Origin of the sequence: Variovorax paradoxus EPS (genome assembly GCF_000184745.1) — a bacterium.
Taxonomy (GTDB): Bacteria; Pseudomonadota; Gammaproteobacteria; order Burkholderiales; family Burkholderiaceae_C; genus Variovorax; species Variovorax paradoxus_C.
This window is the reverse complement of sequence record NC_014931.1, coordinates 2,581,724-2,603,368: the sequence shown is the minus strand read 5'-3', so window position 1 is coordinate 2,603,368 and position 21,645 is coordinate 2,581,724. Positions and strand designations below refer to the sequence as shown.

Here is a 21,645-nt window from a genome sequence, read left to right as displayed (position 1 = left end):
GACGATAGCCGAGCGACACATCGAACAATGAACAGCACCACGACCCCAAAAACCCGTTGCGCCTGGGCCCAGACCGACCCGCTCTTGGGCGACTACCACGACGCCGAATGGGGCGTGCCCGAATACGACAGCCGCGCGCTGTGGGAAAAGCTGATGCTCGACGGCTTTCAGGCCGGCCTTGCGTGGATCACCATCCTGCGCAAGCGCGATGCGTTCCGCAAGGCCTTCGAGGGCTTCGTGCCCGAGAAGGTCGCCAAGTTCACCGCCGACGATGTCGAGCGGCTGATGCAGGATGCGGGCATCGTGCGCGCGCGGGCCAAGATCGAGGCCACCATCGGCAACGCACGCGCCTACCTTGCGATGCAGGCGGCGGGCGAGGATTTCTCGGCGTTCATCTGGGGCATGGCCGGCGGCAAGCCGATCGTCAACAAGACCGGCAAGGTGCCGACGCAGACGCCGCTGTCGGAAGAGATCTCGAAGGCGCTCAAGAAGCGCGGCTTCAAGTTTGTCGGGCCGGTGATCGTCTATGCGTGGATGCAGGCGACCGGCATCGTGGACGACCATGCGCCGGACTGCCACCGGCACGGGTCGAAGAAGAAATAAACAAACAGACGCCCAATGAAAAAACCGGATCGCGCTTTCGCACGGTCCGGTTTTCTTTTTGGCTTGTGACCTGAAGCGGCTTTCGCCGCAACGGATTACAGGCCGGCTTGACGCGTGAAGGTCAGGCCCTTCGCTTGCGCGGGAATCACGCTGCCGGCGAAGGTTTCGGGACGCAGGTTCTGGCCCGGTGCGTGTGCAGCGGCAACAGCTTGGGCGCGAACGGTGGCGCGGTCGGTGGTCGAAGCGGTCAGCGTCGGAGCGGCGGTGGACGAAGCAGCATCGCTGTATTCGTTGCCGGCGCGGGCGGCAGCAGCAGCTTGGGGCGCCACATCGGCGCGGCTGTAGCCGGAGGTCAGGGGTTGCACGCCTTCGTAGGTTTCTGCATGGGCGCCAGCGGCGGCGAGCAGGGAGAGAGCGGCGGCGGCGAGGATGTTCGAGGTCTTCATTTCAATTTCCTTCTTGATTGGGCTTTGGATGCCCTGAAGTTTGCACCACGATTCCAAGGGAAAACCCTACTCAATCGAATCGCAGTGTTCATGAAACTGAAACAATGACCGGGAACTTTGTGACGAGGCTAAGTCAAGTGCCCGTTCTGTCTCTGAAAACCCGGCTAGTTTGCGTACTTTTCCTCTAGTTCGTCAAGCAAGGGCATGCCGCCAAGGTGCCATGCCTTATAGGCCGACGCACGTTGCATGCCAGCTCCAAGCGCCGGTCTTCCTTCGTGCCCGTCGCCCTGGCCACGCCGCCGAGGCGTGCACGTACCGCCGATGGTTTCGATGCCCATGCCATTCAAGTGTTCGGCCGCGGACGGCGTCTTCATGACGGCAATGATGGCGACCGCCATCTTGTCCAGCATGGCATGGGCGGGCCACGTCCCTCTTTTCGAGACGCATCGACGATGTCCCGACTTGCCGTAGCTGCGGTCGCGGCCGCGGCAGCACGCGACAAATTCGCAACTTACGCAAGATCGCGCCCATAATGGATTTCCCAATTGGCGAATGATTGCAAACTCACCACGCCAGATTTGCGAATATTGCGAATCAGGTAGTCCTTTCGAACAACGGATCGAACGATGAAGAAGACCTTCATGGGCGTGCGGCTGCGCAGCCTCCGAGAAGAACGCGGCCTGAGCCAGCTCGCGCTTGCGCAGCAACTGGGCCTGTCGCCCAGCTACCTCAATCAGATCGAGCAGAACCAGCGCCCCCTCACCGTGCCGGTGCTGCTGCGCCTGCATGCCACGCTGGGCGTCGACATCCAGGCCTTCTCGGAAGACGAGGAAGCGCGCCTGGTTGCGAGCCTGCGCGAGGCGCTGGCCGACAACCCGGGCGGCGATGCGGTCGCGCTCGCCGAACTGCGCGAAGTCGCCACGCAGATGCCCGCGGTGGGCCGTGCGCTGGTCGCGCTGCACCAGCGGCACCGCGATGCGATGGAACGCCTCGAAGCATTGGCCGGCGAACTCGGCGATGGCCGCGGCGATCTCGCGCGCATGCCGCAGGCGCGACCGATGCCCTTCGAGGAAGTGCGCGACTTCTTCTTCGCGCACCAGAACCACATCGCCCCGCTCGACAACGCCGCCGAAGCCTTCTCCGTGCAGTGGCGATTGCGCGAGGGCAACCCCGGCGACCGGCTCGCGCAGCGCCTGCTCGAAACACACGGCGTACAGGTGATCCCGGCCGAAGACGACGAAGGCGGCGCGCAACGCCGCTTCGATCCGGCCACGCGCGTGCTCCGGCTCTCGCGCTACCTGGAGCCGGGCCAGCACGCCTTCCAGCTCGCGACGCAACTCGCCTTTCTCGAAGTCGGCGACTTGATCGACAAGCTGGTCACCGAAGCGCCGCTGTCGAGCGACACCGCGCGTTCGCTCGCCCGCATCGGCCTCGCGAACTACTTCGCCGCTGCATTGCTGCTGCCCTATGGCGTGTTCCTCGAAGCGGCCGAGCAACTGCGCTACGACATCGACCAGCTCGCGCGCCGCTTCGGCGTCGGCTTCGAGACGATCTGCCACCGCCTGAGTTCGCTGCAGCGGCCCGAGGCGCGCGGCGTGCCCTTCTTCCTCATTCGCGTCGACCGCGCCGGCAACATCTCCAAGCGCCAGTCGGCCACGCACTTCCATTTCTCGAAGACCGGCGGCACCTGCCCGCTATGGAACGTGTACGAGGCTTTCGCCCAACCGGGCCGCGTGTTGACGCAGCTCGCGCGCATGCCCGATGGCCGCGCCTACCTCTGGATCGCGCGCACCGTGTCACACGGCTTTCGCGGCTACGGCTCGCCCAACAAGACCTTTTCGATTGGCCTGGGCTGCGACATCAGCCACGCCACGCGACTCGTCTATTCCAAGGGCATGGACCTGCGTGACCCCGAGGTGCCCACGCCGATCGGCGCGGGTTGCAAGGTGTGCGAGCGCGAGACCTGCCCGCAGCGCGCGTTTCCGTTCGTCGGCCGGCCGCTCGATGTGGACGAGAACCAGAGCCGCTTCATGCCCTATGCGGCGGCGCCCGACAAGTACGGCGCCGCGCGCACTGCACTCAAGAGCGGGGCCAGCCGCGCACCAGCGTCCGGATCGCCACGGCGCCGCTCCCCTTGACCTCGGCGCGGTAGGCGCCCACCAGCGCTTCGCGCTCGGCCGCGGCCTGCGGATCGTTGCGCCAGGCGAGCAAGGCTGCCACGTCCGCATCGGGCAATGCCGCGAGCAGCGCCTGCGTGACCTGCTTCTCGAACTCCCGCGCCACCGTCAGCAGGTTGCGCGGACGCGGCGAGGTGATGCCACGCGACCACAGCGTGTCGACGGCCATGTCGAGCGTGCGATCGGGCAGCGAGGTGAACTGGCCGGCATTGCCGCGGGCCAACTGCTTCACGACCGAACTCAGCAGCAACTGGCTGGAGAAATCGACTTCGCGCGTGTCGGCCACGGCCATGCGCTCGAGCAGCTCGGTGCGCACCGGGTCGGCCGGCTTCGCGCGCTCGCGGTTGAAGAACTCGACCTTGGCCGTGTCGTCCATCGCGGCGTAGTCGGCGCGCAGCTTCGCGAGTCGAGCCACCGCCTCCAGCACCTGCGGGCTCGGCGCGGCACCGCCCTTGCCCGCAGCAGCCACCTCCTGCTGGATCGCGGCCACGGAAGCCTTGACATCGAACGACCGCGATGCGGCCGTGTCCAGCGCCGCGAGCGCCTTGTCGGCGATGGCCTGGTCCGGCGGGTCCAGCAACTGGCGCGCATCGCGCGACACGGCGCCGGGCGCATACGCGGCCTGGTAGCGCGCCTGCACACCTTCGAACTGCAGCAGTGCCTGCGCACGGTCTTGCGCCCAGGCCATGGCTGGCGCGAGCAGCAGCGAAAGAATGAGGGTAAAGCGTTTGGCTACGAGGGAAGAGACAGTCATGCCGCCATTATTGGCGCGCGTCACGACCTTCCCTGCTTCAGGCCGCCGCCAGTTCCTTGCGCAGCAGCTTCGCGGCAGTGACCATGTTCGACAGCGCCGCCTCCGTCTCCGGCCAGCCGCGGGTCTTCAGGCCGCAGTCCGGGTTGATCCAGAGGTTCTCGTGCGGCACCACGACTGCGGCCTTGCGCATGAGGCGCACGATCTCGTCCACCGAGGGCACGCGCGGCGAGTGGATGTCGTACACGCCCGGGCCGATCTCGTTCGGATAGCGAAAGCCGCCAGCGTTGTTCTCGCCACCGAAGCCGCGCAGCAATTCCATGTCGGAGCGGCTGGTCTCGATGGTGATCACGTCGGCGTCCATCGCCGCGATCTCCGGCAGGATGTCGTTGAATTCCGAATAGCACATGTGCGTGTGGATCTGCGTCTCGTCGCGCACGCCCGAGGCGCTGATGCGGAAGGCGCGCGTGGCCGACTTCAGGTACGCGGGCCAGCCGGCGCGGCGCAGCGGCAGGCCTTCGCGGATCGCGGGCTCGTCGATCTGGATGATGCCGATGCCCGCGCCCTCGAGGTCCACCACCTCGTCGCGGATCGCCCAGGCGATCTGCTCGCAGGTGGTGGCGCGCGGCTGGTCGTCGCGCACGAAGGACCACTGCAGGATCGTGACCGGGCCGGTGAGCATGCCCTTCATCGGCAGCTTGGTGAGGCTCTGCGCGTAGGCGGTCCATTCGACCGTCATCGCGGCAGGGCGCGCCACGTCGCCGAAGATCACCGGCGGCTTCACGCAGCGCGAACCGTACGACTGCACCCAGCCGTTGGCGGTGAAGGCGAAGCCGTCGAGTTGCTCGCCGAAGTACTCGACCATGTCGTTGCGCTCGGCCTCGCCATGCACCAGCACGTCGATGCCTAGTTCTTCCTGCTTGCGAACGGCGAGCGCAATCTCAGCGCGCATCTTCTCGCGATAGCCGGCCGCATCGAGTTCGCCGCGTTTGAATGAGGCGCGCGCGGCGCGGATGTCGGAGGTCTGCGGGAACGAACCGATGGTGGTGGTCGGCAGCGCGGGCAAGGCGAAGCGCGTGCGCTGCACCGACTGGCGTTGCGGAAAGACCGAACTGCGGGCGTCGTCGCCGGCCACGCTGCGCGCCAGGCGCAACGCCACGTCGGCGCGGTGCACGCGCGGGCTGCTGCGGCGGGCGGCGACGGCGGCGCGGGCGGTCTTGAGTTCGTTCTCGACCGATGCTTCACCGCCATCGAGCACGGCGCGCAGCATGCGCAGCTCATCGAGCTTCTCGACGGCGAAGGCGAGCCACGACTTGAGTTCGGCATCGAGCTTGGTCTCGGCTGCGAGGCTGAACGGCACATGCAGCAGCGAGCACGACGGCGCGATCCACAGCTCGCCGCGGTTCTTTTCGACCACCGGGCGCAGCGTGCCGAGCGCGGCATCGGGGTCAGTGCGCCAGATGTTGCGGCCATCGACGATGCCGACCGACAGCACCTTGTGCGCCGCAAGCCAGTCGGCCACGCCGGTCAGCTCCTGCGGCGAACGCACCGCGTCCACATGCAGCCCGGCGACCGGCAGCTGGCAGGCCAGGCGCAGGTTATCGGAGAGCGGCGAGAAATACGTCGCCAGCATCAGCTTGGGCGCGCTGCGCGCGAGCTGCCAGTAGGCGCGCTCGAAGGCGTTGCGCCAGGCATCGGGCAGGTCCAGGCCGAGGATGGGCTCGTCGATCTGCACCCACTCCACGCCCTGCTGCTTCAGGCGCGTGAGCACCTGTTCGTACACGGGCAGCAGCGCATCGAGCAGCGAGAAGCGGTCGAAGCCGGCCTCTTTCTCCTTGCCCAGGTACAGGAAGCTCAGCGGCCCGAGCAGCACGGCCTTGACCGCATGCCCGGCCTGCTGCGCCTGCGCCACTTCGTCGAAGAGCCGCGTCGAGGCCAGCTTGAACTGCGTGGCCGCGTTGAACTCGGGCACGAGGTAGTGGTAGTTGGTGTCGAACCACTTGGTCATCTCCAGCGCGAAGGTGCCTTCGGTGCCGTGCTTGCAGCTTTCGTCGTGCACATGACCCGCGTCGGGAATTTCATCCTCCACGCCGCGCGCCATCTTGAAGTAGCGCGACAGCTCGGGCTCGTCGCCGAAGAAGTTGAAGCGCGCCGGCTCGCAGCCGAGCAGCTGGATGTGGTTGGCCACGTGGTCGTAGTAGGCGAAGTCGCCGACCGTCACGAAGTCGAGCCCCGCATCGCGCTGGGCCTGCCAGTGGCGCGCACGCAGTTCCTCGCCGACAGCCTCGAGCGCGGTGCGGTCGATTTCGCCGCGCCAGTGCTTTTCGAGTGCGAACTTCAGTTCGCGGTTGGCGCCCATGCGCGGAAAGCCGAGGGTGTGGGTACGGGTGGTCATTGCAGGTAATCCGGTCGCTTGAATCTTGAGAATCCGCAATGGTCGGTGTTTGGGGTCTATGATTCAAACGAAACCTTTTGCCCATTCACCTGAATCTCATTCATGTTGCAATCGATTCTGGAGATACGCCACCTGCGCACGCTCATCGCGTTGCGCGACACCGGCAGCCTGGTGCGCGCAGCGCAGTTGCTCAACCTCACGCAGTCGGCGTTGTCGCACCAGATCAAGCTGCTCGAAGACCGCTACGGCGCGCAGCTCTTCGAGCGCAAGTCGGTGCCGCCGCAGTTCAGCACCACGGGCCTGCGGCTGCTGCAACTGGCGGACACCGCGCTGCCGCTGATCGAAGAAGCGGAGCGCGACGTGGCGCGCCTCGCGCTCGGACGCAGCGGTCAGTTGCGCATCGTGGTCGAGTGCCACACCTGCTTCGACTGGCTGATGCCCGCCATGGACGCCTTCCGCCAGCGCTGGCCCGAGATCGAACTGGACATCGTCTCGGGCTTCCACCCCGACCCGATCGCGCTGGTGATGCAGAACCGAGCCGAGGTGGCCATCGTTTCCGAGGAAGACCCCGCCGAAACGGTCGACTACCACGCGCTCTTCCGCTTCGAGATCGTCGCGCTGCTCGCCAACGACCATGCGCTCACTGCCAAGACGCACCTCACGGCCAGGCACTTCGCCGACCAGACACTGATCACCTACCCCGTGCCCGACGAGATGCTCGACATCGTTCGGCAGGTGCTCGCGCCCGCCGGCGTGGAGCCCGCACACCGGCGCACGACCGAGCTCACGGTGGCGATGCTGCAGCTGGTGGCGAGCGGGCGCGGCGTCGCGACCCTGCCGCTGTGGGCGGTGCAGAACTACCTGGACCGCGGCTACGTCACCGCGCGCCGCGTGGGCAGCAAGGGGCTGACGGGGCGGCTCTACATGGCTTGCACGCAGGGCACGTCCGACCAGCCGTGGCTCGCCGATTTCGTGCGCATCACGCGCGAGAGCTGCTTCAAGAGCCTGCCCGGGATCGAGCTGCTTTGACGGGTGCCTTCTTGCGCGGGCGGGTGACCTTCTTGCTGGCCTCGCCCAGGATCCATCCGCGAAAGGCCGCGACTTTCGGGCGGTCGTGGCTGTTTTCCGGGTACACGAGGTAGTAGGCGAAGTCTTCAAGCCAAGTCACGTCCGACAGCTGCACGAGTCGGCCTTGCGCCAGGTCGTCGGCCACTACTGCGGCGGGCAGCAATGCCGCGCCCTGCCCTGCGAGCACGGCCTTCAACAGCAAGCCTGAGTCGTCGAACGACGGACCGCGCGTGGGCCCCGTGCTCTCGATGCCCTGCGCTTGCAACCACAGCGCCCACGCCTTGCGTTCGGCATCGTTCACACGCGGCCAGCGCACGAGGCCGGCCGGCGTCTCGGGCATGCCGAGGCGTTTCACCAATGCAGGCGCAGCGACGGGAACGATCTCCACCGTCAACACGCGCTGGCTGCTCAAACCGGGGTAGCGCCCCAGCCCGTGGCGGATCGCGACATCCACGCCATCGCGCGAGAAGTCGGCCAGCGCACTGCTGCTCACCACCTGAAGGTCGATATCCGGATGCGCATCCTGGAAGCCCTTGAGCCGCGGCACCAGCCAGGCGGAAGCGAAGAACGGCGTGACGCTCACGGTGAGGATGCCCGTGTCCTCTGGCACCACGACACGGCGCGTGGCGTCGCTGATCTGCCGGAACGCGTTGCGCACCGGCGGCAGATAGGCCTGGCCGGCGTCCGTGAGGAAGATGCCGCGGTTCACACGGCGAAAGAGCGGAACGCCCAGGTGCACCTCCAGCGTCTTGATCAATTGGCTTACCGCGCCGGGCGTCACGCACAACTCATCCGCCGCATTCTTGACGGAGAGATGGCGGGCCGAGGCCTCGAAGGCACGCAGCGCATTGAGCGGTGGGAGTTGATGCTCTGTCATTTAGTTAATCTGATTCGAAAGCCTCAGAAAATCTGGTTTGCGAGTCGATGTTTCAAGGAGGAATATTGGCACAACGAAACTCAAAAGAGAAACCGTCTTGTTGCATGCCTCCGATCTCCCGAGCCTTAGATATTCTGATCACTCGGGCGCACTCCACTACCTGGAACTCACCGAACTGGCCGCGCGCATCCGCACGCGCCAAGTCTCTCCGGTCACGGTACTTCGCGCCCAACTCCACCGCATCTCCGCACTGGACGGAGCGCTCCACAGCTACGCGCTGGTGATGCCCGACGCCGCGATGGCGCAGGCCGAAGCGGCGCAGGCGGAGATCGCCGCGGGCCAGTACCGCGGACCGCTGCACGGCGTGCCCATCGCGGTGAAGGACCTGTGCTTCACCGCAGGCTTCGCCACCGCGGGCGGCATGGCGATCCACAAGCACCACATTCCCTTCGAAGATGCGACCGTGGTGCGTCGCCTGAAGGAAGCCGGCGCGGTGCTGCTCGGCAAGCTGCAGCTCACCGAGGGCGCGTATTCCGACCACCACCCGTCCATCACGCCGCCGCGCAATCCGTGGCATGCGGACCATTGGCCCGGCATGTCGTCCAGCGGCTCGGGCGTGGCGACGGCGGCGGGCCTCTGCTACGGCTCGCTGGGTTCCGACACGGGCGGATCGATCCGCTTTCCCTGTGCGGCCAACGGCCTCACCGGCATCAAGCCGAGTTGGGGCCGCGTGAGCCGGCACGGCGTGTTCGAACTTGCCGCCTCGCTGGACCACATCGGCCCGATGGCACGCAGCGCGCTCGATGCCGGCGTGCTGCTCGGTGTGATCGCGGGCAGCGACGAGAACGATCCGACCGCAGCCCTCGACCCAGTGCCCGACTATCTCGCGACGGCGGACCACGGCGTGCGAGGCCTCCGCATCGGCATCGACGCCGCATGGAACAACGACGGCGTGGACCCCGCGACGCAGGCCATGCTGAAAGACGCGGCCGAGACCTTGCGCGCACTCGGCGCCCGCCCCGTCGACCTGCGCTTTCCCGACGTGACGGAGGCGGTGGCGGACTGGTTTCCGCTCTGCGCGGTGGAAGCGGCCGTGGCGCACGAAGCGACCTACCCGTCGCGCAAGGATGCATATGGCCCTGTCCTCGCTTCGGTCATCGAGGACGGCATGTCGGTGAACGGAACAGCACTTCAGAAAATCCGTCTGCGCAGCATGGCCTTGCGCGGCCGCGTCTCGGCGCTGTTCGCCGACATCGACCTGCTGCTGATCCCGGTGCACCCTTTCGCGTCGCCAACCGTCGCGGCGATGCAGACACTGGGCGAAACGCCGGCACTGGTGTCCGCTCTGCTGCGCTATACCGCGCCCTTCGACATGACCGGCCATCCCACGATCACACTGCCCGGCGGCTTCACCGAAGCCGGCATGCCGCTCGCATTCCAACTCGTCGCGGCGCACATGGACGAAGCCACGCTGGTCCGCGCCGGTGCCGCGTTCCAGGCCGTGACCACATGGCATCGGCGCCATCCGCTGGACTGAAGAAGAACATGGAGACCTCTCCCTTGACCCATGCATCCACATCGCAGCGCGCGCGCATCTTCCGCGGCTGGCTCGTGGTCGCGGGCGCCTTCGCCGTGACCCTCGTGGGCTTCGGCAGCGCCTACACCTTCAGCGCCTTTCTCGAATCGCTGCAGCGCGACTTCGGCGCCTCGCGCGGCTCGGTGTCGCTGGTGTTCTCGCTCGCGGGCTTTCTCTACTTCGGGCTGGGCGTCATCAGCGGACCGCTTGCCGATCGATGGGGTTCGCGGCGGCTCGCGGTCGCGGGCATGGTGCTGGTCGGGCTGGGCCTCGCCCTCGCGGGGCAGGCGCAGAGCCTGACGCAGATCTACCTTGCCTACGGGCTCGGCGTGGGCCTGGGCGTCGGCGCGTCGTATGTGCCGGTGCTCGGCGCGGTGCAGCGCTGGTTCGTCAAGCGGCGCGGATTCGCGTCGGGGCTGGCGGTCAGCGGCATCGGCGTGGGCACGCTGGTGATGCCGCCGCTGGCGTCGTTCCTCATCGAAGGCATCGGGTGGCGCCACGCCTATCTGGCGCTCGGCGCGCTCGCCGTGGTGGTGGGCGTGGGCATGGCGCTCTTCATCGAGAACGACCCGCGCGAGCGCGGACTCGGGCCCGACGGCGATCCGCCGCAGCCGCAGGCGTCATCGGCCAAGCCCGCAGGCGCAACGGTGCGGGAAGCGGTCACATCGCGGCGCTTCGCCGGCCTCTTCGCGGCTTGTCTCATCAGTTCGTTCGGCCTTTTCGTGCCCTTCGTCCACCTCGTGCCGTACGCGCTCGACCATGGTGTGCCGTCGACTTCCGCAGTGCTGCTGCTCGGCGCCATCGGCGTCGGCAGCACGGCGGGCCGGTTCTTCCTCGGCGGGCTGGCCGACCGCATCGGCCGCCAGCTCGCGCTGCCGCTGATGTCGGCGGGCATGGCGCTGTCACTCGTGGTCTGGGCGGTGTCCGGTGGGTTCTGGGGGCTGGCCGTGTTCGCGTTCGCCTACGGCGTGTTCTACGGCGGCTTCGTCGCGCTGCTGCCGGCGCTGGTGATGGACTACTTCGGCGGGCGCAACATCAGCGCGATCATCGGCGTGCTCTACACCAGCGTGGCCGTGGGCACGCTGGTCGGGCCGAGCGCGGCGGGTTTTGCGTTCGACATCAGCCGCAGCTACCTGCTGCCGATCGTCGCCAGCATCGGCGCGAACCTCGTCGCGGCCGGCATCCTGCTGGCGATGGCCCGGCGCGATGCTTCGGTAAAACCGGCCGCGGCCGGCGCAGCGCGGGGTACAGTCGGGAATGAACCCACAACCGCCCGCCGCCCCTAGCCCCGCTCCCGCGGCTGCCCCCGAAGTCGTGACCGAAGCCCAGGCGTTCACGCGTGCCTGGATGGTCTTTGTCGTATTGGTCGCGGTGGTGCTCGGCGTGCTGTGGGCCGTGAAGGTCCATTTCGGCTGAGCGCCGGAAAACAGGCAGCCTTCAGGAAGCCTTCTGCACCAGCTTCAGCACGCTGGAGAAATCCAGCGCGCCGTGGCCCGCGAGGCTGTGCGCCGCATACAGGCTGCGTGCGAGACCACCGAGCGGCGTGGCAGCACGAACTGCCGCCGCGTTCTCCTGGGCGAGGCCCAGGTCCTTGAGCATCAGGTCGGTGCCGAAGCCGCCCGCGTAGTTCTTCGAGGCGGGCGACGTCTCCATCACGCCCGGCATCGGGTTGTACTTCTCGAGCGCCCAGTTGCCGCCCGAGCTGCGGCGCATGATTTCGGAGAGCACCTTCGGGTCGAGTCCATTCGCCACGCCCAGCGCCAGCGCCTCGGAGGTGCCGATCATCAGAATGCCGAGCAGCATGTTGTTGCAGATCTTCGCGGTCTGCCCCGCACCCGCTGCGCCGGCGTGGAAGATGTTGGCGCCCATCTTCTCCAGCACCGGTCGCGCGCGCTCCAGGTCCTTGGTTTCGCCGCCGACCATGAAGGTCAGCGTTCCGGCGATCGCACCGCCGGTGCCGCCCGACACAGGCGCATCGATCATCGCCACGCCCTTGGCAGCCGCAGCTTCGGCCACCTTGCGCGACGTGGCGGCGGCGATGGTGCTGCTGTCGATCACGAGCGTGCCGGCCTCGATGCTTTCCAGCAGGCCAGGCTTGCCCGCGCCGCCGAGGAACAGGCCCTCGACGTGCGCGCTGGCGGGCAGCATGCTGATGACGACTTCGGCATCGGCCACGGTTTCGGCAGCCGACTTAGCGATGGGCAAGCCCTCGGCACCGAACTTCTTGCAGGCCTCGGCCGAAAGGTCGAATGCGCTGAGCGTGTGGCCGGCCTTGAGCAGGTTCAGGGCCATCGGGCCGCCCATGTTGCCGAGGCCGATGAATGCGATCTTCATGATGTGTTTGTCTCCGTTGTCTTTTATGAATGAGGCGTCAGACCAATGAGGCGAGCTCCGCGGGCATTTCGCCGCGCGGCCGCAGGTGGTCTTCGATGAAGGCAGGCGTGATCTCTTCGATGGTGGCGGGCGACCACTTGGGATTGCGGTCCTTGTCGATCAGCACTGCGCGGATGCCTTCGGCGAAATCCTTGTGCGCACAGAAGCCGAGCGACGCCCAGTATTCGAGCCGGAACACCTCGGCCAGCGACATGCGGTGCACGCGCTGCCATAGCTCGAAGCTCAGCGCGGCCGAGCTCGGCGCGCCCTTCACGAAGGTCTTGGAGGCGGACTGCAGCCACGGGTCGTCGCTCTGCAGATTGCGCAGGCGGTTGGCGATGTCGAGCAGATCGTCGCCGGCCATCAGCGCGTTGATGGTGTCGTAGTGCTCGCGCACCTTCGAAGCCGGCAGCTCGGCGCCTTCACCGGCCTTCGCGAGGATGCGCGACAGCGTGGCGCGGTCGGCCTTGCTCTCGCCTGCCCACGATGCGGCAGTGATTGCGTCGAGCACCTCGCTCTTGCGCTCCTGCGGCACCAGAACATCGGCCAGCCCACAGAAGATCGCATCGGACGCGTTGAGATTCGCGGCTGTCAGCGCCAGGAACAGTCCTGTGCGGCCCGGCGTGCGGCGAAGGAACCAGCTTCCGCCCACATCGGGGTACAGGCCGATGGCGATCTCGGGCATCGCGATGCGGCTCTGCGTCGTCACCACGCGGTGCGAGCAGCCCGACATCAGGCCCACGCCGCCGCCCATCACGATGCCATGGCCCCAGCACAGGAACGGCTTGGGAAAGGTGTGGATCAGGTAGTCGAGCTCGTACTCTTCGCGGAAGAAGTCTTCGGCGTAGGTGTTGCGCGCGGGGCCGCATTCCAGCAGCGTCTGATAGAGCTGGCGCAGGTCGCCGCCCGCGCAGAAGGCCTTCTCGCCGGCGGCCTGCAGCAGCACGCCGACGATGCCGTCGTCTTTCGCCCATTCGCGCAGCTTGGGCGTGAGCAGGCGCACCATGTCCACCGAGAGCGCGTTGAGCGATGCGGGGGCGTTGAGCGTGGCGGTGGCGAAGCGCTTGCCGCCGGCGGTCTTGATTTCGTCGAAGAGAACTACGGAGTCGGTCATTGTCTTGAGGGGTTCTGGCTGCGGGGCGGTCAGCGGATGTCGCTGTCGCCTTCGAGCAATTTTCGCGCAACGATCACGCGCATGATTTCGTTGGTGCCTTCCAGGATCTGGTGCACGCGAGTGTCGCGCACCAGGCGCTCCAGCGGAAACTCGCTGAGGTAGCCGTAGCCGCCGTGCAACTGCAGCGCGTCGTTGCAGACGTTGAAGCCCGCATCGGTCGCGAAACGCTTGGCCATCGCGCAGTAGGTGCTGGCGTCGGCATGGCCCGCGTCGAGCTTCGATGCGGCGAGCCGCACCATCTGGCGCGCGGCAACCAGTTCGGTCGCCATGTCGGCCAGCTTGAACTGCAATGCCTGGAAGCTCGCGATCGGCTTGCCGAACTGCTGGCGTTCATGCAGGTAGCGGCGCGCGGCATCGAGCGCGCCCTGCGCTGCGCCTACCGAGCAGGTCGCGATGTTGATGCGCCCGCCGTCGAGCCCCTTCATCGCGATGCGAAAGCCCTCGCCTTCCTTGCCCAGCAGGTTTTCGGCCGGGATACGCACATTGTCGAAGTTGATGGTGCGCGTGGGCTGGCTGTTCCAGCCCATCTTGTGTTCCTTCTTGCCGTAGCTCACGCCAGGTGCATCGGCCGGCACCGCGAAGGCGGAGATGCCGCTTGCACCCGCACCGCCGGTGCGTGCCATCAGCACCAGCACGTCGGTGGAACCGGCACCGGAGATAAACGCCTTGCCGCCGTTGATGACGTACTCGGCGCCCTGCAACTCTGCACGGGTCTTCAGCGAGCCCGCATCCGACCCGGCACCCGGCTCGGTGAGGCAGTACGAAGCCAGCTTGCGCCCGCTCGTGAGGTCTTCGCCCCACTGCGCGGCCACCGCATCGGTCGCCCAGGTGCCGAGCATCCAGGTCGCCATGTTGTGGATCGTGATGAAGGCCGTGGTCGACGGATCGACCGCGGCCATCTCCTCGAACACCAGCGCCGAATCGAGCCGCGGCAGGCCAAGGCCACCGACGCGCTCGGGCGCATAGAGCCCGCAGAAGCCCAGCTCGCCGGCCTTGGCGATGGCCTCCTTCGGGAAGATGGCCTCGGCGTCCCACTGCGCCGCATGCGGCGCGAATTCAGCCTGCGCAAAGTCGCGCGCGGTCTGCGCAAAGGCGTTTTGCTCTTCGGACAGTTCGAAGTTCATTGTTCGCGGCCCTTCCAGCGATCCAGTTCGGCGGTCCGTTTCCGGGTCGATTTCTCCAGGCATGTGCTGAACACCAGCGGCCAGATGGAGCCGCCTTCGTTCGCTTTCGAAGCCCGCTTGCACGCAGGGTCGCGGCCCTTGAGCCATGCGCGCTGGTCGTTCCGCAGCGCAACGCGCATCTGCGGCGAGAGCGTCTTCATCACATCGCCATAGCGGATGTTGAGCTCGGCATCGGCTGCACGAAAATCGCGCGCCGCGCAGGCGTTCATCTGCTGCTGATTGCCATTCGGATTGCAGTCGTCCGCATCGGCGGCCGCCTGCGCACTGCCGGCGAGCAAAGCGAGCACAGCGACCACGCCCCAGGCCGCGACGCGAAGCGTTTTCCTCACTTGAGGCTGATGGTGGTGTTGACGCCCTGGCTCACAGTGCTGTCGTCGAACCAGCGCGCCGTCACGGTCTTGGTCTGCGTGTAGAACATGATGACCTGCTTGCCGTACGGGCCGAGATCGCCGAGCTTCGATGCACGCGAACCGGTGAACGAGAACATCGGGACCGGCACCGGAATTGGCACGTTGATGCCGACCTGGCCCACGTCGATGTCTTCCTGGAAGCGACGGGCGGCAGCGCCCGACTGCGTGAAGATCGCCGTGCCGTTGCCGTTCGGGTTGCTGTTGATCAGCTCGATGGCTTCGTCGATGGTCTCGGCATCGGCAATGCACAGCACCGGGCCGAACACTTCCTGGTCATAGATCGTCATGCCGGGCTTCACACCGGTGAAGATCGTCGGGCCGACGAAGTTGCCCTTCTCGTAACCGGGCACGGTGGGCTTGCGGCCATCGAGCACCAGCTCGGCGCCATCGGCCAGGCCGCGTTCGATGAGGTGATTGACGCGGTCGTACGCAGCGCACGAAACCAGCGGGCCCACGTCCACGCCCTTCTCGGTGCCGGCGCCGATCTTCAGCGTCTTGGCCTTGGCGATCAGATCGGGCACCCAGTTGCGGGCTTCGCCCACCAGCACCGCCACCGACACCGCCATGCAGCGTTGGCCCGCCGCGCCGAAGCTCGCACCGGCGAGCGCATTGAGCGTTTGTTCCTTGTTCGCGTCGGGCATCACGATCGCGTGGTTCTTCGCGCCCATCATGCATTGCGCGCGCTTGCCTGCCAGCGTGGCGCGGTTGTAGACGTGCGTGCCGACCTTGGTCGAGCCGACGAAGCTGATCGCCTTGATGTCCTTGTGGTCGCAGATGCCGTTGACGATGGCCTCGCCGCCATGCACCACGTTCAGCACGCCGGACGGAATGCCGGCTTCGAGCGCCAGTTCGCACAGGCGCATGGTGACCATCGGGTCTTGCTCGGAAGGCTTCAGCACGAAGGTGTTGCCCGTGACGATGGCCATCGGGAACATCCACAGCGGGATCATCGCGGGGAAGTTGAACGGCGTGATGCCGGCGCACACGCCCAGCGGCTGCAGCAGCGTGTAGGTGTCGACGCCGTTGGCCACGTTGTTGGCCAGCTCGCCCAGTTGCAGGTTGCCGATGTTCGATGCGTGTTCGACCACTTCGAGGCCGCGGAACACGTCGCCTTCGGCGTCCGGCAGGGTCTTGCCCTGTTCGGCCGTGAGGATCGCGGCCAGCTCGCCCATGTTCTCGCGGATGAGCTGCTGCAGCTTCAGGAAGATGCGGGCGCGCGCGCCGATGGGGGTCTTGCGCCAGGTCTTGAAGGCTTCCTTGGCAGAAGCCACGGCGGCATCGAGTTCTGCCTGTGTCGCGAAGGGCACGCGAGCCAGCACCTGCTGCGTGGCCGGGTTGACGATGTCGCGCCATTCGGTGGTCTTGGATTCGACAAGCTTGCCGCCGATCAAGAGCTTGACGGTGGCGATCTGGGTCGAAGGGGTGGTCGTGGCGTCCATGGGTTTTGTCTCCTGTGAATCTCTGCGAAATCTGAAAAAGGCGATGCCGGGCAAGCCGGTGCAGCCCGCATCCTAGCTTTGCAGATTTGCCATGACAATAGACAAATATGCGCCACGGCTTTGCAAAAATGCAGATCCTCCATGCAAGCGGACGCACGCAAATACGAGGACAAGCACGCACATGGATTGGGACAACCTGCGCTACTTCCTGGAACTGGCCCGTTCCGGCACGCTGATGAGCGCCGCGCGCCGGCTCGAGGTGGACCACACCACGGTCGCGCGGCGCATCCAGTCGCTCGAAAAGGAAGTCGGCGCCCCGCTCTTTTCGCGCGAAGCGGGCGGCCACCGGCTCACCGAGGCGGGCCGGCGGCTGCAGCCGCAGGTCGAGGCGATGGAAAGCGCCTTTCAGGCCGTGGAGAGCACCGCGCCGGCCTCGCAGGAAGGCCTGTCGGGCTTGGTGCGCATCGGCGCAACCGAAGGCTTCGGCACGGTGGTGCTGGCGCCGCAGCTCGCGCTCTTCGCGGCGCAGCACCCCAAGCTCACCATCGACCTGCTCGCGATGCCTCGGCTGGTGCATCTGTCGCGGCGCGAGGCCGACATCGTGATCTCGCTGGAACGCCCGGCGCGCGGGCCGGTGGTGGTCACCAAGCTCACGGACTACACGCTGCGGCTCTATGCGTCCAAGCAGTACCTCGCGGCGCACAAGCCGATCAAGACGCGCGAGGACCTGCGGGGCCACACCTTCATCAGCTACGTGGACGATCTGCTGTTCAGCAAGGAGCTGCAGTACCTCGATGAGTTGCATCGTCCCGATGCGTTTGCGCTTCGCAGCACGAGCGTGCTGGCGCAGCACAGCGCGGTGGTGGCCGGGGCGGGGATCGCGGTATTGCCGGCCTTCGTGGCCGATGGCGACAAAGGGTTGCGCACAGTGCTGCCCGCGCAAGCGAATTTCACGCGAACTTTCTGGATGTCGATGCCGGCAGAAACCAAGCACCTGGCACGCATGCAGACCGTATGGGAATTCCTGCGCGAAACGGCTGCGGCACAACGGCAACTCCTCTTGCCCGACAGCGCGGTGGACACAAAATGACCAACTCGCGCCCCGGCCATATCCGCTGTGCATCCATCAAGACCGAATACATCGTGCAGAAAGAACTCACGGCATGCGCAGTGAATTGATCCTCTATCAAACCGACGACGGATTGGCTCGAATTCAACTACGTGCGCTCGATGGCAATGTCTGGCTTTCGCAGATCGAAATTGCCGAACTTTTCGCCACCACCAAGCAAAACGTCAGCCTTCACGCGAAGAACATATTTGCGGAGCAGGAGTTAAAGGTGGAGGCAACCGTCAAGGAATCCTTGACAGTTCAAAGCGAAGGCGCCCGGAAGGTCCGCCGAAGCACCTTGCTATATAGCCTCCCGATGATTCTCGCGATCGGCTATCGCGTGCGGTCCCCACGTGGCACCCAGTTCCGGCAGTGGGCGACGGCGCACCTTGGCGAGTATCTTGTCAAGGGCTTCGTCATGGACGACGAACGCCTGAAGAACCCTGGCGGCTGGGATTATTTCGACGAGCTTCTCGCACGCATTCGCGAGATCCGGGCGTCGGAAAAGCGCTTCTACCAAAAGGTGCGCGACCTATTTGCATTGAGCGCGGACTATCGCGTCGATGACAGCAATGCACAGCTCTTCTTTGCCGAAGTGCAGAACAAGCTGCTCTACGCAGTGACACGCAAAACCGCCGCGGAAATCGTGGTTTCCCGGGCCGACGCCAACTCACCCAACATGGCGCTCTCCACATGGAGCGGCTCGCGCGTGCGAAGGCACGATGTGATCGTCGCCAAGAACTACCTCAACGCGGACGAGGTGGACACACTCAACCGCTTGGTCATCATTTTTCTGGAGCAGGCCGAACTGAGGGTCAAGGAACGCAAGGAACTGACCTTGCACTATTGGCGCGGCAATATAGATCGACTGCTCGATTTCAATGATCGTCCCGTGCTCAAGAACAACGGAAGTATCAGCACCGACCAGATGAGGAGCATTGTTCAAGACCGCTACGACACCTTCGACATTCAACGGCGCAATGCAGAAGCTGCCGACTCGGATTCCGAGGATTTGAAAGCGCTGGAAGCCCTTGAAGCGCAGGCGAAGCAAGGCCGAAAATCATGATGGATTGCTGATCAGGCAGACCTCGCATCCATCCGAGACCAAGGAGACCCCATGCCCCGTCACCGTCCCGCACGGCTCGAACACATCGCAGGCATCGGCGTCGACCGCATGGGCGCCATCGCCGACGATGCGGACGGCCCGCCCTTTCTCAGGCTCGAAAACCTCGACGTCGACATTCCGCCCGACCCCGAAGCCGTTGCACGAACCGTGCGCGCGGCTTCGGAAGATTCGGACAACAGCTACCTGCCCTTCGTCGGTCAATCGCGATTGCGCGAGGTTGCCGCGCGGCATGTGTCGGCGCTCTCGGGCGTTGGCTACAACGCACGCAATTGCGTGATCTCCGCAGGCGGGCTCTCGGGCATCCTCAATGCGCTGCTCGCGACGGTCGAGGTGGGCGACGAGGTGCTGGTGACCGATCCGACCTATGCGGGCCTGCTCAATCGCATCCGGCTGGCGGGTGGAACGCCGAAGTACGTGCCCTTCGTCTTCACGCCGGGCGGCGAATGGAAGCTCGATCGCGCGGCGCTGCAAGCCGCCATCGGCCCTCGTGTGCGCGTGATGCTGCTGATGTCGCCGTCGATGCCGTCCGGCGGCTGCTTCGACAACGACGACTGGCGCGCCATCGCCGCGCTGTGCGTGCAGCACGACCTGACCCTGATCCTCGACACGGCCATGGAGCGCCTGCTCTACGACAGCCGCAAGGTGATTCACCCGGCCGGCCTCCCCGGCATGGCCGAGCGCACGATCACGGTGGGTTCGTCGGCCAAGGAGCTGCGCATGATCGGCTGGCGCGTGGGCTGGACCGTCGCGCCCGAAAGCTACATGCCCGATCTCGTGGCCGTGTCGCTCGCCAACGTCGTCGTGCCGGTGGGCATCGCGCAGGACGCAGTGGCAACGGCGCTGGAGCAGTCGGCACGCACGCTCGCGCCCTATGTGGCCGAGCTTGAGCGCAGGCGCGACACGGTGCTGGATGAACTCAAGGGCCTGCCGGTCGGCATTCCGGGCGGCGGCTGGTCACTGCTCCTGCGCACGAGCGACTTCGGGATCGATGGGCAGACGCTGTCAGAACGCCTGTTGAAAGCGCGCGTCTGCGCGACGGCGATGCGCGGCTGGGGCGAGACACATGGCGCGCAGTATCTGCGCTTCGTGTTCTCCAACGAACCGGTCGAGCGGCTGCGCGGCCTCGGCGACAAGGTGCGGGCCGCGCTGGGCGCCTGAACGCTTGATCGCTCAGGAGACAAGGCGCTTCAGGAACCCCGGCTTGGGCACCGGCGCCGCGGCTTTTTCCAGCAGGTCGATCAGCCCTTCGACGCGCGGCTTCTTGAGCATCCGCGCGTAGTCGATGTAGCTCTCTTCCTTGTCCATGCGGTAGAACTGCGGCGGCATCGGCAGGCCTTGCACGCCCGTGAGCAGCACGCGCAGCGCGTCGATCTGGTTCATGCGGATGGCGCTCGTGATCGCGGTTTCGCCGAACGAAGGAATGATCTCGTTGGGCTTCGCGAGTCCGGCGTCCAGCAGCGTCTTGATCGCCGCGGCATCGCCTTCGACCGCGGCCGCACCCAGCGCTTCGAGCGCCGCGAGCTTTTCCGGCGAAAGGCTGGCCTGGTAGGCATCGCTGCGCTTGTCGTCTTCGTCGCGCGCGTCGCCGCCGGTCATCGTCATGAAGTCGGTCACGAGCGCCACGGGTTCGCCGGACGCGTCGAGTGCCCAGAAGCTCGGGTAGCTGCCGTCGCCCCAGCCGGAGCGAAAGATCACCGTGTTGCTTGCCGAACCCGGCCCGAGCGGATAGTGGTCGACGACGTCGGCATCGCCCATCTCGCCGGCGAGCACGTCGTCGTAGTAGTTGCTGTAGTCGGGATTGCCGGCTTCGCGCTTGTCGCGCTCGGCCATGGCGATGGCGGCGTCGGGGTCCATGAAACAGCCGAGGCCGGCGTCGACCGGGTAACCGTAGAACTCGTCGTCGCCCAGCGCGTCGAGCGACTCCCCTTCCATCAACGCCATTTGCCAGTTCAGGTCGGCGGCGCGCAGGCTGCCGCGGTCACGCAGCCACAGCACGGCCAGTGCATGCTGTCCCTTGTCGTGCAGTATTTCGACGGGGAACGCGCCGCGCGCCTGCAGCTCGCGCGCGAAGGGCTGGCGCTCGGGCTGCACCAACGGATCGCAGGCCACGACGCGGCCGCTCGTGATGTTCACGGCGCCGCAAGGCTGACGCTGCAGATGCACGGCGCGCAGTGCCTCGTCGTCGAGAAAGATGGTGCGGAGGTTGTCGATGTCGAGGTAGGCCATGCGCGCAGTTTCTCATCCCGCCATGACGAAGGGCCGCGAAAGCGGCCCTTGTCGGTGTCGGATGCGAGCGCCTTTACTGGATCAGCTTGGCACCCGTCTTCGCCTGCAGCGCATCGAAGCTCACGCCGGGCGCGAGCTCGACCACCTTCAGGCCTTCGGGCACCACGTCCATCACCGCGAGGTCGGTGATGATGCGGTCGACCACGCCCACGCCGGTCAGCGGCAGCGTGCATTTCTCGAGGATCTTGAAGTCCTCGGTGCCGTCCTTCTTCTTGGCGACGTGTTCCATCAGCACGATCACGCGCTTTACGCCGGCCACGAGGTCCATCGCGCCGCCCATGCCCTTGACCATCTTGCCGGGAATCATCCAGTTGGCGAGGTCGCCTTCGGTGCTCACCTGCATCGCGCCGAGGATCGACAGGTTGATCTTGCCGCCGCGGATCATCGCGAAGCTGTCGTGGCTGCCGAAGATGGCCGAGCCGGGGATGGTGGTCACGGTCTGCTTGCCGGCGTTGATGAGGTCGGCGTCGACGTTGTCTTCAGTGGGGAAGGCGCCGATGCCCAGCATGCCGTTCTCGCTCTGCAGCCAGACTTCCTTGGTGCCGGTGTGATTCGCCACCAGCGTCGGGATGCCGATGCCGAGGTTCACGTAGAAGCCGTCTTCGAGTTCTTGCGCGGCACGGGCCGCCATCTGGTCTTGGGTCCAGGGCAT

General features: G+C 66.1%; 20 protein-coding genes. 8 read left to right on the top strand and 12 right to left on the bottom strand.

Features of this window, described 5'->3' with window-relative positions:
* The first annotated feature begins 27 nt into the window (after positions 1-27).
* The gene (locus VARPA_RS12030; protein ID WP_013540838.1) at positions 28-603 is read left to right on the top strand and encodes a DNA-3-methyladenine glycosylase I; all 576 of its coding nucleotides are present in this window, start codon (positions 28-30) and stop codon (positions 601-603) included.
* Positions 604-698: 95 nt separating this feature from the next.
* Here VARPA_RS12030 and VARPA_RS12025 read toward each other — a convergent pair whose 3' ends face one another.
* Together VARPA_RS12025 and VARPA_RS12020 are read right to left on the bottom strand one after the other, a co-directional pair.
* Positions 699-1,049 (bottom strand): hypothetical protein, encoded by a 351-nt coding sequence (locus tag VARPA_RS12025; RefSeq protein WP_013540837.1) that lies wholly within the window; start codon positions 1,047-1,049, stop codon positions 699-701.
* A gap of 164 nt (positions 1,050-1,213) precedes the next feature.
* Positions 1,214-1,459 carry a hypothetical protein gene (locus tag VARPA_RS12020; RefSeq protein ID WP_013540836.1) on the bottom strand — a complete coding sequence of 82 codons (246 nt, stop codon included), beginning with the start codon at positions 1,457-1,459 and terminating at the stop codon, positions 1,214-1,216.
* A gap of 216 nt (positions 1,460-1,675) precedes the next feature.
* Here VARPA_RS12020 and VARPA_RS12015 point away from each other — a divergent pair, with 216 nt between their 5' ends.
* Positions 1,676-3,187, top strand: a complete 1,512-nt coding sequence (locus tag VARPA_RS12015) for a short-chain fatty acyl-CoA regulator family protein (protein WP_013540835.1) — start codon at positions 1,676-1,678, stop codon at positions 3,185-3,187.
* On the opposite strand, the gene VARPA_RS12010 is transcribed toward VARPA_RS12015, so the two are convergent.
* Together VARPA_RS12010 and metE are read right to left on the bottom strand one after the other, a co-directional pair.
* Positions 3,129-3,980, bottom strand: a complete 852-nt coding sequence (locus VARPA_RS12010; RefSeq protein ID WP_041943530.1) for a hypothetical protein — start codon at positions 3,978-3,980, stop codon at positions 3,129-3,131. The genes VARPA_RS12015 and VARPA_RS12010 overlap by 59 nt on opposite strands.
* 37 nt (positions 3,981-4,017) lie before the next feature.
* Entirely contained in the window at positions 4,018-6,372 is a 2,355-nt protein-coding gene (gene metE, locus VARPA_RS12005; RefSeq protein ID WP_013540833.1) for a 5-methyltetrahydropteroyltriglutamate--homocysteine S-methyltransferase, read from the bottom strand.
* Positions 6,373-6,474: 102 nt separating this feature from the next.
* Here metE and VARPA_RS12000 point away from each other — a divergent pair, with 102 nt between their 5' ends.
* Positions 6,475-7,401 carry a LysR family transcriptional regulator gene (locus VARPA_RS12000; RefSeq protein WP_013540832.1) on the top strand — a complete coding sequence of 309 codons (927 nt, stop codon included), beginning with the start codon at positions 6,475-6,477 and terminating at the stop codon, positions 7,399-7,401.
* On the opposite strand, the gene gcvA is transcribed toward VARPA_RS12000, so the two are convergent.
* The gene (gcvA, locus tag VARPA_RS11995; protein WP_013540831.1) at positions 7,370-8,317 is read right to left on the bottom strand and encodes a transcriptional regulator GcvA; all 948 of its coding nucleotides are present in this window, start codon (positions 8,315-8,317) and stop codon (positions 7,370-7,372) included. The genes VARPA_RS12000 and gcvA overlap by 32 nt on opposite strands.
* A gap of 97 nt (positions 8,318-8,414) precedes the next feature.
* On the opposite strand from gcvA, the gene VARPA_RS11990 reads away from it, so the two are divergent.
* Positions 8,415-9,854: an amidase gene (locus VARPA_RS11990; protein WP_013540830.1), complete on the top strand. Its 1,440-nt coding sequence runs from the start codon at positions 8,415-8,417 to the stop codon at positions 9,852-9,854.
* A gap of 8 nt (positions 9,855-9,862) precedes the next feature.
* Positions 9,863-11,179 (top strand): MFS transporter, encoded by a 1,317-nt coding sequence (locus tag VARPA_RS11985; protein ID WP_013540829.1) that lies wholly within the window; start codon positions 9,863-9,865, stop codon positions 11,177-11,179.
* 151 nt (positions 11,180-11,330) lie between these two features.
* Here the strand turns inward: VARPA_RS11985 and mmsB are convergent, their stop codons facing one another.
* Genes mmsB through VARPA_RS11960 form a run of 5 tightly spaced genes read right to left on the bottom strand, consistent with a single transcriptional unit; the run spans position 11,331 to position 16,473 of the window.
* Positions 11,331-12,227, bottom strand: a complete 897-nt coding sequence (gene mmsB, locus VARPA_RS11980) for a 3-hydroxyisobutyrate dehydrogenase (protein WP_013540827.1) — start codon at positions 12,225-12,227, stop codon at positions 11,331-11,333.
* Positions 12,228-12,264: 37 nt separating this feature from the next.
* Complete coding sequence (locus tag VARPA_RS11975) at positions 12,265-13,380, bottom strand: enoyl-CoA hydratase/isomerase family protein (protein ID WP_013540826.1); 1,116 nt, start codon at positions 13,378-13,380, stop codon at positions 12,265-12,267.
* A 29-nt stretch (positions 13,381-13,409) separates the two neighbouring features.
* On the bottom strand, positions 13,410-14,564 hold the full coding sequence (locus VARPA_RS11970; protein ID WP_013540825.1) for an acyl-CoA dehydrogenase family protein: 1,155 nt from the start codon (positions 14,562-14,564) through the stop codon (positions 13,410-13,412).
* Entirely contained in the window at positions 14,561-14,953 is a 393-nt protein-coding gene (locus VARPA_RS11965; RefSeq protein WP_013540824.1) for a lysozyme inhibitor LprI family protein, read from the bottom strand. The genes VARPA_RS11970 and VARPA_RS11965 overlap by 4 nt, the downstream gene beginning before the upstream one ends.
* Complete coding sequence (locus VARPA_RS11960; protein WP_013540823.1) at positions 14,950-16,473, bottom strand: CoA-acylating methylmalonate-semialdehyde dehydrogenase; 1,524 nt, start codon at positions 16,471-16,473, stop codon at positions 14,950-14,952. The genes VARPA_RS11965 and VARPA_RS11960 overlap by 4 nt, the downstream gene beginning before the upstream one ends.
* Positions 16,474-16,654: 181 nt before the next feature.
* Here VARPA_RS11960 and VARPA_RS11955 point away from each other — a divergent pair, with 181 nt between their 5' ends.
* From VARPA_RS11955 to VARPA_RS11945, 3 genes are all read left to right on the top strand, one after another.
* Positions 16,655-17,563 carry a LysR family transcriptional regulator gene (locus tag VARPA_RS11955; RefSeq protein ID WP_013540822.1) on the top strand — a complete coding sequence of 303 codons (909 nt, stop codon included), beginning with the start codon at positions 16,655-16,657 and terminating at the stop codon, positions 17,561-17,563.
* Between the two features lie 73 nt (positions 17,564-17,636).
* The gene (locus tag VARPA_RS11950; RefSeq protein ID WP_013540820.1) at positions 17,637-18,647 is read left to right on the top strand and encodes a virulence RhuM family protein; all 1,011 of its coding nucleotides are present in this window, start codon (positions 17,637-17,639) and stop codon (positions 18,645-18,647) included.
* A 51-nt stretch (positions 18,648-18,698) separates the two neighbouring features.
* Positions 18,699-19,865, top strand: coding sequence for a pyridoxal phosphate-dependent aminotransferase (locus tag VARPA_RS11945; protein ID WP_013540819.1), 1,167 nt, complete (start codon positions 18,699-18,701; stop codon positions 19,863-19,865).
* A gap of 12 nt (positions 19,866-19,877) precedes the next feature.
* On the opposite strand, the gene VARPA_RS11940 is transcribed toward VARPA_RS11945, so the two are convergent.
* On the bottom strand, positions 19,878-20,933 hold the full coding sequence (locus VARPA_RS11940) for a DUF4241 domain-containing protein (protein WP_013540818.1): 1,056 nt from the start codon (positions 20,931-20,933) through the stop codon (positions 19,878-19,880).
* A 73-nt stretch (positions 20,934-21,006) separates the two neighbouring features.
* The gene (locus VARPA_RS11935) at positions 21,007-21,645 is read right to left on the bottom strand and encodes a 3-oxoacid CoA-transferase subunit B (protein WP_013540817.1); all 639 of its coding nucleotides are present in this window, start codon (positions 21,643-21,645) and stop codon (positions 21,007-21,009) included.

Bases quoted from the DNA above. Each gene is read 5' to 3' on its own strand.
- VARPA_RS12020 (WP_013540836.1), bottom strand. From the start codon at position 1,459: ATGCTGGACAAGATGGCGGTCGCCATCATTGCCGTCATGAAGACGCCG.
- VARPA_RS12025 (WP_013540837.1), bottom strand. From the start codon at position 1,049: ATGAAGACCTCGAACATCCTCGCCGCCGCCGCTCTCTCCCTGCTCGCC.
- VARPA_RS12010 (WP_041943530.1), bottom strand. From the start codon at position 3,980: ATGACTGTCTCTTCCCTCGTAGCCAAACGCTTTACCCTCATTCTTTCG.
- VARPA_RS11985 (WP_013540829.1), top strand. From the start codon at position 9,863: ATGGAGACCTCTCCCTTGACCCATGCATCCACATCGCAGCGCGCGCGC.
- VARPA_RS11970 (WP_013540825.1), bottom strand. From the start codon at position 14,564: ATGAACTTCGAACTGTCCGAAGAGCAAAACGCCTTTGCGCAGACCGCG.
- VARPA_RS11960 (WP_013540823.1), bottom strand. From the start codon at position 16,473: ATGGACGCCACGACCACCCCTTCGACCCAGATCGCCACCGTCAAGCTC.
- VARPA_RS11935 (WP_013540817.1), bottom strand. From the start codon at position 21,645: ATGCCCTGGACCCAAGACCAGATGGCGGCCCGTGCCGCGCAAGAACTC.
- VARPA_RS12000 (WP_013540832.1), top strand. From the start codon at position 6,475: ATGTTGCAATCGATTCTGGAGATACGCCACCTGCGCACGCTCATCGCG.
- VARPA_RS11940 (WP_013540818.1), bottom strand. From the start codon at position 20,933: ATGGCCTACCTCGACATCGACAACCTCCGCACCATCTTTCTCGACGAC.
- VARPA_RS11945 (WP_013540819.1), top strand. From the start codon at position 18,699: ATGCCCCGTCACCGTCCCGCACGGCTCGAACACATCGCAGGCATCGGC.
- VARPA_RS11955 (WP_013540822.1), top strand. From the start codon at position 16,655: ATGGATTGGGACAACCTGCGCTACTTCCTGGAACTGGCCCGTTCCGGC.
- mmsB (WP_013540827.1), bottom strand. From the start codon at position 12,227: ATGAAGATCGCATTCATCGGCCTCGGCAACATGGGCGGCCCGATGGCC.
- metE (WP_013540833.1), bottom strand. From the start codon at position 6,372: ATGACCACCCGTACCCACACCCTCGGCTTTCCGCGCATGGGCGCCAAC.
- VARPA_RS11950 (WP_013540820.1), top strand. From the start codon at position 17,637: ATGCGCAGTGAATTGATCCTCTATCAAACCGACGACGGATTGGCTCGA.
- VARPA_RS12015 (WP_013540835.1), top strand. From the start codon at position 1,676: ATGAAGAAGACCTTCATGGGCGTGCGGCTGCGCAGCCTCCGAGAAGAA.
- VARPA_RS12030 (WP_013540838.1), top strand. From the start codon at position 28: ATGAACAGCACCACGACCCCAAAAACCCGTTGCGCCTGGGCCCAGACC.
- VARPA_RS11975 (WP_013540826.1), bottom strand. From the start codon at position 13,380: ATGACCGACTCCGTAGTTCTCTTCGACGAAATCAAGACCGCCGGCGGC.
- gcvA (WP_013540831.1), bottom strand. From the start codon at position 8,317: ATGACAGAGCATCAACTCCCACCGCTCAATGCGCTGCGTGCCTTCGAG.